The sequence below is a fragment of the Lysinibacillus composti genome (assembly GCF_016908465.1).
Taxonomy (GTDB): domain Bacteria; phylum Bacillota; class Bacilli; order Bacillales_A; family Planococcaceae; genus Ureibacillus; species Ureibacillus composti_A.
Window position 1 is genome coordinate 172,564 of sequence record NZ_JAFBDY010000001.1, and the last position, 12,933, is coordinate 185,496.

The following is a 12,933-nucleotide window of genomic DNA, read 5'->3' on the forward strand; positions in this document are numbered from 1 at the left end:
GTGAATGCCCCGATTGGCGTTATTGATTCAGGTGTTGGCGGCTTAACAGTTGCAAAACAAATTATGAAAAAATTACCAAATGAAACCATTTATTATATCGGTGATACAGCTAGATGCCCATATGGACCAAGAGATAAGCGTGAGGTACAAAAGTTCACATGGCAAATGGCGAAAACATTAGAAAAACATAATATCAAGATGCTTGTCATCGCATGCAATACTGCAACAGCAGTTGCTCTAGATAGTTTACAAACCCATCTATCGATCCCTGTTATCGGTGTAATTAATGCTGGAGCACGTGCTGCTGAAAAGAAAACAAAAAGGAATGAAATTGTAGTACTCGCTACTGAAGGAACAATTAAAAGTGGTGCATATGAAACTGCTCTACTTTCTTTAAGTACGAAGGCGAAAATAATTCCTCTTGCGTGTCCGACATTTGTTCCACTTGTTGAAAGTGGTGAATACGAAGGACAATTTGCATTCGACTTAGTTAAAAAAGGTTTAAAGCCACTCGCAAATAAAAAATTCGACACTGTGATTCTTGGATGTACACATTACCCTATCATTCAGCATCATATTGAGGAAGTTGTTGGATCGGATGTCTTTGTCCTATCTTCAGCTGAAGAAACGGCAAAAGAAGTGGAAGCAGTATTAGGTTATCATGAAATGTTAAACACGGCTTCCAGTGATCCACAGCATATATTTTTTGCAACTGGTTCAGTGCCAATTTTTCGAACAATAGCTCAAAATTGGCTAGAGAAAAAAGATTTAGATATACGTCGAATTAAACTTTAAATTTTATCCATATAAGCGTTACCAATATAACATATAGAATGAATGCAGAGATACATGTAACAAATGGATTATGTTGTTCGTTTTCGTTGTGTACTTATGACGTGGAGAAGAATAAACTTAATTGTAATAGGGATGTTTAGAGGGGACTATTTGTGCTCGTAAGTATTAAGTTACTTTCGAGCTTTTTTCTTTTCTCTCAAAATATGTCGTTTATTAAAGTATATGTATATATTATTAAAATAGAAAAAGGATGAGGAAGCTTTTTCAATATCATAATTTTATGGTAAGATGGTTTTCGCGAAATACTAGGAGGTCAACTATGACAAGACATGATGGACGAGCTGTAAATGAACTTAGACCAGTTCAAATAGAAACAAATTATTTAATGCATCCTGAAGGTTCTGTACTCATACAGGTAGGTAATACAAAAGTAATTTGTAATGCTACTATTGAGGATAAAGTGCCAGGATTTTTACGCGGACAAGGTAAAGGATGGATTACTGCTGAATATTCAATGCTACCACGCGCAACGGCAGACAGAACACCCCGAGAATCTACACGCGGTAAAGTAAACGGCCGAACTATGGAGATACAACGTTTAATTGGACGTGCTTTACGTGCAATTGTTAATTTAGAAGCATTAGGTGAGAAAACGATTTGGATTGACTGTGATGTTATTCAAGCGGATGGTGGAACACGTACGGCTTCCATTACAGGGGCATTTGTTGCTTTAACTTTAGCTTTGGCAAAAAAACATGGGGAAAAACCATTTGCTAAATTTCCAATTATCGATTATTTAGCTGCAACAAGTATTGGGATTGTGAAAGATTTTGGACCTGTTTTAGATCTATGTTATGTTGAAGATGTAGCCGCAGCAGTTGACATGAATCTTGTAATGACCGGTGCAGGACGATTTGTAGAAATTCAAGGTACAGGAGAAGAAGCGACATTTTCGAGAGAAGAATTAAATTCACTTCTTTGCCTTGGTGAAAAAGGAATTAATGAACTGATCTCAATACAAAAAGAAGTACTAGGAGATACAGCAAATTTAATCGGTTCGGCTAAGGGGGAATCAAAATGAAGCAAGTAGTTATTGCAACAAAGAATAAGGGAAAAGCAAAGGATTTTGAAGCACTTTTTACACCACTAGGGTTTGAAGTGGTAACGATGTTTGATGTTGCGCCAAACTTGGAAATCGAAGAAACAGGTACAACGTTTGAGGAAAATGCAATTTTGAAAGCAGAGACGTTAGCCAGTACCTTAGGGAAGATCGTAATTGCCGATGATAGTGGGTTAGCAGTAGATGCATTAGGTGGAGAGCCAGGTGTCTATTCTGCCAGATATGCTGGTGACCATGATGATGGAGCAAATATTGTAAAAGTAATTGAAAAGTTGAGAGGGGTTCCTGATTCAGAACGTACTGCAAGATTCTGTTGTGCGTTAGCTATAGCGGGTCCAAACATTGAAACAAAAACAGTTTTTGGTACTTGTGAAGGTGTAATATTACATGAAAAACAAGGGACTAATGGATTTGGTTATGATCCAATCTTTTTTGTACCCTCATTAGGATGTTCGATGGCAGAATTAACTCCTGATGAGAAGGGGAAAATCTCACATAGAGGGAATGCCATTCGTAAATTAGCAATGGAGCTTCCGAATATTTTAAAATAGTCTCAAAAGATGGGGGGAGTTCCCCCCTATAATAAATTATATTTGTAAAAGGGGAACTGATGTGAAGCTACTAGTAATGAGTGATACGCATGGTGACGCTGAAGTTATAAATAAAGTTCGTGAATCTCATCCTAGTGTGGATGCTGTCATTCATTGTGGAGATAGTGAATTACCATTTGATCACCCGTATTTAGAGGGAGTATTGCGAGTGCGCGGTAATTGTGATCGAGATGACCGTTTTGTAGAGGAAGAGCTTGTTGAAATGAATGGGGTAAAAATCTTTGTTGCACACGGACATTTGCTAAATGTGAAATCAAACATCATGAATCTTTATTACCGAGCAAAAGAATTAGAAGCAGACGCAGTTTTTTTTGGACATTCACATGTATTAGGTTCTGAGTTAATGGAAAATATTTTGTTTGTAAATCCTGGCAGCTTATTGAAACCACGTGCAAGAATTGAAAAAAGCTATTGTATAGTTGAATTTGATGGAGACCAATGGTTGGTTACAGCATTTTCCCATCAGGGTAATGAACTCTTCTCGAAACAATATCCTTTAGAAAATTTAATGTGATTTATTCATAAAAGGTCTTTCCAACTCATATAAATTTAAGTAGGAAAAAATGCAAAAAAACTTTTTATGAAACTGTTGACTTTCCATCGTATCTCCAATATAATAATAATTGTCCTTCAGTAATGAATGACTAATGTCTCAGTAGCTCAGCTGGATAGAGCATACGCCTTCTAAGCGTACGGTCGGGGGTTCGAATCCCTCCTGGGACGTCATAAGGAAAAAGCTTCAAAGCCAAATACGGTTTTGAAGCTTTTTTTGTTTGATTTTTTTTTATACAATCTTTTATCAAATGTCTTAAGCTAGCAGTCTCAAATAATGTACGGTAGTTAGTGGCAAAGTGGTTTTAGCAAAATTCCACACCTCTAAAGCTAGAGGTGTGGAATTCTAATCATTTATTGAATTAAATTTTTTATATCATTAATTAATTCGATACATTTCTCTTTTGTTGTAAACCATGAGGTAACAAATCTAATTGCAATTTGATTCTCGACTTCTTCCCAAATTTCAAACTCATAGAGTTTCGCTAATTCATTCACATCATCTTTGTTAAATATTGGGAATATCTGATTCGTAGGTGACTCGCTTAACATTGGGATTCCTAATTGTTTCAATTCACTACTTAAGAATCTAGCAAGTTCATTTTCGTGTTGCCCCATTTTAAAATATAAATCATCTTTAAAAGCAGCTTCAAATTGGATTCCAACTACATATCCTTTTGCAAGCATAGCTCCTTTATTTTTAATATGATATCTAAAGTAAGGTTTTAGTTTATCATTAAAAATTACAATACCTTCGCCGCTAAGCATTCCAATTTTCGTTCCCCCGATGTACATAACATCACATAGATCTTTCAACATATTAAAATGAACATCACTTGCAGCAAGCCCACTTGATAAACGAGCGCCATCGATATAGAGATATAAGTTATTCTCTTTACAACAATTGTATAAAGCTCTCAATTCATCATAGGTATAAACAGTGCCAATTTCTGTTGATTGAGAGATATAGACCATTCCGATTTTAACCATATGCTCATCTTGGTGGTATTTTAATGATTTTGTTATATCACTTGGATATAATTTGCCGTTACGGCCCTTTACGGTATATACCTTATGGCCAGTCGCTTCAATTGCTCCTGTTTCATGGACATTAATATGACCAGATTCACACGCAAGAACAGCTTCAAAGGCTCGTAAAGCGTATGATATTACGGATACATTTGCTTGAGTTCCACCAGTAACAAAATGGATATCACAATTTTCACATTCTAATTTTTCCCTAATAAGTAATTTTGCATTGTCTGTATGAATATCTAAACCATACCCCACATTTTGTTCATTTTTTGCTTCGATTAAGGCAGTCATAATTTCTGGATGACACATTTCGCTATAATCATTTCTAAAACTATATTTCATTTCTCTATACCTCATTTATTTTTAGATTTAAGATCAAAAGGGTACATCATCACCAATAGAAAGAACTGTAATGCATTTATGGTTAATTCTATCATTCTTAAGAAAGTAAAGATTAAAAACGTTTTAAAATCTTTTTTGAGGCCTTTAAAACGTTTTAACTTTATTTTTATAAATAAATGCGTTTAACTAAAGTAGCATAAATATACACTTTCTTTTACTCTTCATAAATCATTTTTTTTGTCATTCCACCATCAACGGTTAAATCAATACCTGTAACAAAATCATTTCGTTCATCTGTTAAATAAAAACAAGCTTTTGCAATATCTTCGGGTCTTCCAACACGACCGGAGAAATGTTGGCTATGATCAATTTCTTTAAGCGCATTATAATCGCCCGTTTCAATCCATCCAGGTGAGATACAATTTACTCGAATATGGTCCGGAGCAAAAGAACAGGCAAGTGCATGTGTAAGTGCTACGATTCCGCCTTTTGACGCAGCATATGATTCGGTATGAGGCTCTGACATCTTTGCTCTAGTTGAGGCCATAGAAACAATCGCTCCACCCCGTTCATTTAATCGCATAAACTTTGCGGCCTCCCTTGAACAGAGAAAGACACTTCGTAAATTCGTATTGATGACCTCATCCCATTGTTCTAATGACAAATCATAGGGAGATAGTGGGCGAAAAATACCTGCATTATTAACGAGGATATCTATTTTTTTATAGCGTTCAATTGTCTTTGTCATGAGTAAACTAACATCTTTTTCCCTTCCTACATCAGTTGGAATATAGAAGGCGGAATACCCCTGTTCCACTAAATCCTTGCATACATTTTCCCCTAAATTTGCATTGACATCTGCAAGCACGACATTAGCACCCGATTTTGCATATTGTGTGGCTATTTCTTTACCTATCCCTTGCGCGGCCCCAGTTACAATTACTACTTTATTTTGAAACATATACAACCTCCAATAACATTTTTATAAACATTCACCAATTATACAAAAAATGAGTGGCAAAAAATAAAACATCTGCAAAATATTATAAGTCAAATTTTCATTCTGACAGATATTTTTTAATGATTTCTTGATTCTAGGGGTAGGATTTTAATGTGGAGTAGGTAGAACGGTGACTTGCTAATAAAAAGTCGATTAAAAATAATACTTAAGGGTAACATTGATAAATAACAAAGGGTATTTATGCTTATTGTTTAGTCAAAATCATTAAAGATATAAATTTGTATAATGTGCTTATTAAAAGAAATATTCCCCGAAATATGTAAATTTTACGAATTCTGTTGTTCACATAATTATTTAAAGGTAAAATAACATCGATATACAAACATTTTTTAGCATATTACACCTAGGAGTGTGACAGTTTGAGGAAAAAACGAAATAAAATAACTACTTTCGAAAATGTCGTTCTTTTTCCTGGGACAGTTGAAAGATTAATTGCAAAAGCGCATGAATATGTAGAGACGTATCAATATGATTTAGCCAATAAAAACTTTGAAGAAGCATTGAAATATAGTGACGAAAGTGATGAACTAACTCTTAGTGTATATGCTTACTCATTATATGAAGCAAAGTCTTTTGAAAAAGCGAAAGAAATCTGTGAAGAGCTTTTAAGTATCGGTCCATCTATGTACTTAGAAGTAATGGAATTATATTTAACAATTTGTATCCAGTTAAAACAGTATAAACAGGTGGAAAGTATTATAACGTCTTTATTAGAAGAAGAAGCTATTCCAGCTGACCAAATTGAAAAATTCCAACGTTTAAAAGAGTTAAATGCTAATATTGCTGAGAATATCTATCAGCAGGAAGATATAGTAAACAATAAACTTCAGCTTGATGTTGATACATTTTCAATTGACTATTTTTTATCGTTAAAACCTAATGAACAACTTATGCAAGTTCATAGTTTAACTACGGTAAATATTCGTCCGATTGTCGTACAACTAAAGGCCATTGTAGAAAATGAAACCACACATACCTTTATTAAGAGCTTGATTCTAATATTATTGGTTGAACAAAATGTTGATATAAATTTAACTATTTCGAAATTTGGTAGGGAGATGGAAGTGAATCCATCAAAAATGGAACTGCCTACTAAATTACCGCAATTTAATAAAGTTTCTGATCTTGTTAATGAGCAATTGGATCAAGAACCTTCTATATTGGAAATGGTTCAATATTTAATTTCAAAACATTCAATTGTTACGTATCCCTTTGAGTGGTTGGACTATGATTCGGAAGATGTAGCATTAAGTTATATTGATTTTGTTCGAACAATGTTTGGTAGTATTCGAGAAATGGATTACGAGGTTGTTGATTTTTTGCAAAATCTTGAGAAGTTAACAGAACTATAATAAGAAATGAAAAAAGTTGAAACTCATGCCAACTATGATATACTAAAATGGTTGTCAAAATCGTATAAAACGAGTGGTTTGGTAATCTTAGTAAACAATTTTGGAGGTATTATACATGTCAGCAAAATGGGAAAAACAAGAAGGAAATATCGGTACTTTAACAATTGAAGTACCAGCTGAAGAAGTAAACAAAGCTTTAGATAAGGCTTTTGCTAAAGTAGTAAAAGAAATTAACGTGCCAGGCTTCCGTAAAGGAAAAATGCCTCGTCCACTATTTGAAAAACGTTTTGGTGTAGAAGCACTATACCAAGATGCTTTAGAAATTCTTGTACCTGATGCATATTCAACTGCAATCGATGAAACTGGTATTACTCCAGTTGACTATCCAGAAATCTCAGGAACTGAAGACTTTGCTAAAAACCAAGTGTTCACATTTACAGCTAAAGTAACTGTAAAACCTGAACCAAAACTTGGTGAATATAAAGGTCTTGAAGTGACAAAATTAGAAACTACTGTAACTGATGAAGAAGTTGAAGAACAAATTCAAGAACAATTAAAACGCAAAGCTGAGTTAGAAATTAAAGATGACGAAGCAATCGTTGAAGGTGATACAGCTGTAATCGACTTCGAAGGTTTTGTAGGTGAAGAAGCATTTGAAGGTGGAAAAGGGGAAGACTATCCACTAGAAATCGGTTCTGGCTCATTCATCCCAGGATTTGAAGAACAATTAGTTGGTTTAAAAGCTGGTGAATCTAAAGATGTAGTTGTAACATTCCCAGAAGAATACCATGCTGCAGAATTAGCTGGTAAAGAAGCTACTTTCAAAGTAACAATTAAAGAAGTTAAAACAAAAGTACTTCCAGAGCTTAACGATGATTTCGCGAAAGAAATTGACCCAGAAGTTGAAAGTTTAGATGCATTACGTGCAAAAATTAAATCTCAAACAGAAGAACAAAAGAAATCAGAAGCTGAAAGCGCTCTACGTGATGAATTAGTTGAAAAAGCTGCTGAAAACACTGAAATCGAAATTCCAGAATCAATGATTCATAACGAAATCCACCGTATGATTGATGAATTCGGTCAACGTTTACAAATGCAAGGTATGACTCTTGATCTTTACTATCAATTCTCTGGTCAAGATGAAAATGCTTTACATGAGCAAATGCGTCCAGAAGCTGAAAACCGTGTACGTGTTTCTTTAACATTAGAAGCAATCGGAAAAGCTGAAAATATCGAAATTACTGAAGAAGATGTTAACGCAGAGTTAGAAAAAATGACTTCACAATTCGGTATGACAAAGGAACAAATCATCACTGCTTTAGGTGGCTCAACTGAAATTCTTGAAAACGATATTCGTACTCAAAAAACAGTTGAATTCCTAGTTGAAAACGCAAAAATTTCATAATAAATTTACTGAATGATTTCTGTTTATTTAGTAAAATAAAAATGAATATTTATATTTAGAATGTAGAACAAGGTACGATTAATAACGTACCTTGTTTTAACATACATAACGTTTTACACTGTTGCTAAAATAAAAGAAAGAATTAGCAATAGTAAACAACTTATTTGATTATCTAGTGGGAATCTTGTAAGATTGTTGCTTGAATAGGGGTGAAGCAAATTGTTCAAATTTAATGATGAAAAAGGCAATTTAAAATGCTCTTTTTGTGGTAAACCACAAGAACAAGTGCGCAAATTAGTAGCCGGTCCGGGTGTCTATATTTGTGATGAATGTATAGAACTTTGCTCTGAAATTGTCGTAGAAGAATTGGGTGTGGAAGAAGAAATTGAACTTCAAGACATTCCAAAGCCGAAAGAGATATTAGCAATTTTAGACGAATATGTTATTGGACAAGAACGTGCTAAAAAATCATTAGCTGTTGCTGTTTACAATCACTATAAACGAATTAATTCAAATAGTAAGATTGATGATGTCGAATTATCTAAATCGAATATTGTATTAATTGGACCAACTGGTAGTGGTAAAACTTTACTTGCCCAAACTTTAGCAAGAATATTAAACGTACCATTTGCAATTGCAGATGCAACTTCACTTACAGAAGCTGGTTATGTAGGGGAAGACGTTGAAAATATTTTATTAAAATTAATACAAGCTGCTGATTATGATATAGAACGTGCAGAAAAGGGCATTATTTATATCGACGAAATCGATAAAGTTGCTCGTAAATCCGAGAACCCTTCTATTACTCGTGATGTTTCAGGTGAAGGTGTTCAACAAGCACTACTAAAAATTCTAGAAGGTACTGTAGCTAGTGTTCCTCCTCAAGGAGGTCGAAAGCACCCACATCAAGAATTTTTACAAATCGATACGACAAATATTTTATTTATCGTTGGTGGAGCTTTTGATGGAATCGAAAGTATCATTAAACGTCGTTTAGGTCAAAAAGTAATTGGCTTTGGTTCTGATCCAACAAAAGTTGAAGAAGAAACTAAATCCCTACTTTCTCAGCTAATTCCTGAGGATTTATTAAAATTCGGGTTAATTCCAGAATTTATTGGACGTTTACCTGTCCTTGCTTCATTAGAGCAATTAGATGAAGAAGCATTAGTTCAAATTTTAACTGAACCTAAGAATGCATTAGTTAAGCAATATCAAAAAATGCTTGAAATAGACCAAGTTGAACTAGAATTTGAAGAAGATGCTTTGAAAGCTATTGCACAAGAAGCAATTGAAAGAAAAACTGGTGCACGTGGTTTAAGATCTATTATTGAGGCGACAATGCTTGAAATGATGTTTGAGCTTCCATCCCGTGAAGATATCGTGAAATGTATCGTGACGAAGGAAGCCATATTAGAAAAAGAGCAGCCAAAATTAATACTTTCTGATGGAACTGAACTAAGCAATAATAAAACTTCTGCATAAATTATTATTAGTTCTTACTACAGATACAACAAAAGAGCTGGCTTCGAGATACGGATTCCCGTTAAAGTCGTAAGTCAGCTCTTTCTACAACTAAAAATATTGGTAAATGTTACATATCGCAAATATTCATTAATTAAAATAATAACCACATAATAACACTATATGAGGCTAGAACCTGTAAGACTACAATATATTACTATTTCAGATGCTGTAAATATTGTTATTTCTTTGTAAGTGAAATATAGTGATTTTTTCACATACTACAATGGCGGGTTGATTCGGATAAATTGGATGGAGGTGAATACCCGCATGGATAAAATGAAAGAGAATATCCCATTACTGCCTTTACGCGGATTATTGGTTTACCCTTCAATGGTTTTACATATTGATGTAGGTAGAGCGCGATCTGTAGCAGCTTTAGAACATGCAATGGTAAACGATAACCAAATCTTCTTAGCTACACAAAAAGATCTACGAGTTGAACAGCCAACACAAGAAGAACTTTATACAATTGGTACATTAGTTAATGTAAAACAAATGCTAAAGTTACCTAATGGGACACTACGCATTTTAGTTGAAGGCATTAGCCGTGCGAAAATTGTTAACTATGCTGAGGAAGAAGACTTTACAATAGTGGATCTTGAAATACATGAGGATGATTCAAAGAAAGATGCCGAAATTGAGGCATTAATGCGTACATTAATTAGTTACTTTGAAAAGTATGCTAAATCATCAAACAAGATTACAACTGAAACAATCGAGTCAGTGATCGATATCGATGAACCGGGTAGACTTACTGATATTATTGCTTCGCATTTACCACTTAAAATTGCTGAAAAGCAAGAAATTTTAAGTATCTTTAATGTGAAAAAACGTTTAGATCATTTAATTATTCGTTTACACGATGAACAAGAAGTATTAAATCTTGAGAAGAAAATAAATTCAAAAGTCAAGCAGGCCATGGAACGTACTCAAAAAGAGTATTACTTACGTGAGCAAATGAAAGCAATACAATCTGAACTTGGCGATCGGGATGGTAAAAGCGGCGAAGTAGCAGATTTACGTAAGCGTGTCGACGAATCAGGTATGCCTGAGTCGACTAAGAAGATCGCTCTAAAGGAATTAGACAGATATGAGAAATTGCCTGCTGCAAGTGCTGAGAGCGGTGTTATTCGAAATTACCTTGAGTGGCTTGTAACACTTCCTTGGACAGAAAGTACCACAGATCGTCTAGACATTGCACATGCAGAAGAAATCTTAAATCGTGATCATGATGGTCTAGAAAAGGTAAAAGAAAGAATTTTAGAGTATTTATCAGTTCGTCAGTTAATGCAAACTATTAAAGGGCCAATTCTTTGTTTAGTAGGACCTCCGGGAGTAGGGAAAACTTCCTTAGCTCGTTCGGTTGCAGAAAGTCTAGACCGTAATTTTGTCCGTATTTCTTTAGGTGGGGTACGTGACGAATCAGAAATTCGTGGACACCGCCGTACCTATGTTGGAGCAATGCCAGGTCGAATCATTCAAGGAATGAAAAAAGCAGGTACTATAAACCCTGTTTTCTTATTAGATGAAATTGATAAAATGTCTAATGACTTCCGTGGAGACCCTTCTGCTGCAATGCTTGAAGTTCTTGATCCAGAACAAAATAATACGTTTAGTGATCATTACCTTGAGGAACCTTATGATTTATCGAAAGTATTATTCATTGCAACCGCAAATGATTTAAGTACAATTCCTGGTCCTTTATTAGACCGTATGGAAGTCATTTCAATTGCTGGATATACAGAAATTGAGAAGATTGCAATTACTCAAAATCATTTAATACCTAAACAGTTAAAAGAAAATGGTTTGAAAAAATCCCAACTTGTCATAAAAGACGAGGCGGTCGTTGATTTAATACGTTATTATACGCGTGAAGCAGGTGTACGTAATTTACAAAGACAAATTGCTGCACTTTGCCGTAAAGCTGCTAAAATCATTGTATCCGGTGATAAAAAGCGTGTTACTGTGAATTCTAAAGTATTAATTGAAATGTTAGGTAAACACAAGTTCCGTTACGGTCAGGCAGAAACGGAAAACCAAATTGGAGTAGCAACTGGTTTAGCCTATACAACTGTTGGTGGTGACACACTTCAAATTGAAGTATCTATTACAGCAGGTAAAGGTAAATTGCAATTGACAGGTAAACTTGGTGACGTAATGAAAGAATCAGCACAAACAGCATTATCTTATGTGCGCTCACTTTCAGATAAGCTTGAAATTGATGCAGATTTCTTTGACAAACACGATATTCATATTCACGTACCTGAAGGAGCTGTACCTAAGGATGGACCTTCAGCAGGGATTACAATGACAACTGCACTTGTTTCCGCTATTTCTAATAAGCCTATCAAGCGTGAAATTGGAATGACTGGTGAAATTACACTACGAGGTCGTGTATTACCTATAGGTGGGTTAAAAGAAAAGTCATTAGGTGCGCATCGTGCCGGCTTAACGACTATTATCATCCCGAAAGATAATGAGCGTGATATTGATGATATTCCTGAAACAATTCGAGAACAACTAACATTCAAACCAGTTTCTTCAGCAGAAGAAGTTCTTGATATTGCGCTTATGGGAGGTTTTTAAATGAAAGTCCAAAATGTCGAAATGGTAATTAGTGCTGTCCGACCAGAACAATACCCAGAAGATGGGCTACCTGAATTTGCTCTAGCCGGTCGTTCTAATGTAGGGAAGTCGTCCTTTATTAACAGAATGATTGGGCGGAAATCTCTCGCGCGCATTTCTTCTAAACCTGGGAAAACTCAAACACTTAATTTCTACAAAATTGAAGAACAGCTGTTTTTTGTAGATGTACCTGGTTATGGTTATGCGAAAGTATCGAAGACTGAACGTGAAGCATGGGGTAAAATGATTGAACGATATATAACAGCGCGTAAGGAATTACGTGCTGTCGTTTTAATTGTGGACTTGCGTCATCCCCCAACTAATGATGATTGTATGATGTATGATTTTTTAAAGTATTACAATATCCCGGCTATTGTTATTGCAACAAAAGCAGATAAAATCCCAAAAGGTAAGTGGGATAAACATAAAAAAATCGTAAGAGAAACCTTGAATATGGATCACAATGACCCAATAATTGTTTTTTCTTCTGAAAAAGGACTTGGGTTTGAACTTGCATGGGCTGAAATAGAACAGCGCATGTAGTACATATG

General features: G+C 34.9%; 11 protein-coding genes and 1 tRNA gene. 10 read left to right on the top strand and 2 right to left on the bottom strand.

Translation table 11 applies throughout. The features are described 5' to 3' along the window. The 5 genes from racE (at position 1) to JOD29_RS00800 (ending at position 3,249) form a co-directional block, all read left to right on the top strand. The gene (gene racE, locus JOD29_RS00780) at positions 1-795 is read left to right on the top strand and encodes a glutamate racemase (RefSeq protein ID WP_124762351.1); all 795 of its coding nucleotides are present in this window, start codon (positions 1-3) and stop codon (positions 793-795) included. A gap of 319 nt (positions 796-1,114) precedes the next feature. After that, the gene (gene rph / locus JOD29_RS00785; RefSeq protein ID WP_124762349.1) at positions 1,115-1,876 is read left to right on the top strand and encodes a ribonuclease PH; all 762 of its coding nucleotides are present in this window, start codon (positions 1,115-1,117) and stop codon (positions 1,874-1,876) included. After that, positions 1,873-2,466 (top strand): XTP/dITP diphosphatase, encoded by a 594-nt coding sequence (locus tag JOD29_RS00790; RefSeq protein ID WP_124762347.1) that lies wholly within the window; start codon positions 1,873-1,875, stop codon positions 2,464-2,466. Before rph ends, JOD29_RS00790 begins: the two co-directional genes overlap by 4 nt. A 61-nt stretch (positions 2,467-2,527) precedes the next feature. After that, on the top strand, positions 2,528-3,040 hold the full coding sequence (locus tag JOD29_RS00795; protein ID WP_124762345.1) for a metallophosphoesterase: 513 nt from the start codon (positions 2,528-2,530) through the stop codon (positions 3,038-3,040). 135 nt (positions 3,041-3,175) lie between these two features. Further along, positions 3,176-3,249: transfer RNA gene (locus JOD29_RS00800), tRNA-Arg, on the top strand. Positions 3,250-3,432: 183 nt separating this feature from the next. Here JOD29_RS00800 and JOD29_RS00805 read toward each other — a convergent pair. Then, on the bottom strand, positions 3,433-4,455 hold the full coding sequence (locus JOD29_RS00805) for a threonine aldolase family protein (RefSeq protein ID WP_205101598.1): 1,023 nt from the start codon (positions 4,453-4,455) through the stop codon (positions 3,433-3,435). A 214-nt stretch (positions 4,456-4,669) separates the two neighbouring features. Continuing rightward, positions 4,670-5,416 (bottom strand): SDR family NAD(P)-dependent oxidoreductase, encoded by a 747-nt coding sequence (locus tag JOD29_RS00810; RefSeq protein WP_124762341.1) that lies wholly within the window; start codon positions 5,414-5,416, stop codon positions 4,670-4,672. A 419-nt stretch (positions 5,417-5,835) separates the two neighbouring features. Between JOD29_RS00810 and JOD29_RS00815 the strand changes: the two genes are divergently transcribed. The 5 genes from JOD29_RS00815 (at position 5,836) to yihA (ending at position 12,925) form a co-directional block, all read left to right on the top strand. Continuing rightward, entirely contained in the window at positions 5,836-6,828 is a 993-nt protein-coding gene (locus JOD29_RS00815) for a tetratricopeptide repeat protein (RefSeq protein WP_124762339.1), read from the top strand. Between the two features lie 115 nt (positions 6,829-6,943). Continuing rightward, on the top strand, positions 6,944-8,233 hold the full coding sequence (gene tig, locus JOD29_RS00820; RefSeq protein ID WP_124762337.1) for a trigger factor: 1,290 nt from the start codon (positions 6,944-6,946) through the stop codon (positions 8,231-8,233). 219 nt (positions 8,234-8,452) lie between these two features. Further along, positions 8,453-9,715 (top strand): ATP-dependent protease ATP-binding subunit ClpX, encoded by a 1,263-nt coding sequence (clpX, locus tag JOD29_RS00825; RefSeq protein WP_124762335.1) that lies wholly within the window; start codon positions 8,453-8,455, stop codon positions 9,713-9,715. A gap of 309 nt (positions 9,716-10,024) precedes the next feature. After that, positions 10,025-12,343, top strand: coding sequence for an endopeptidase La (gene lon, locus JOD29_RS00830; protein ID WP_124762333.1), 2,319 nt, complete (start codon positions 10,025-10,027; stop codon positions 12,341-12,343). Continuing rightward, positions 12,344-12,925, top strand: coding sequence for a ribosome biogenesis GTP-binding protein YihA/YsxC (gene yihA, locus JOD29_RS00835; RefSeq protein WP_124762331.1), 582 nt, complete (start codon positions 12,344-12,346; stop codon positions 12,923-12,925). It begins immediately after the preceding gene. Positions 12,926-12,933: the final 8 nt, after the last annotated feature.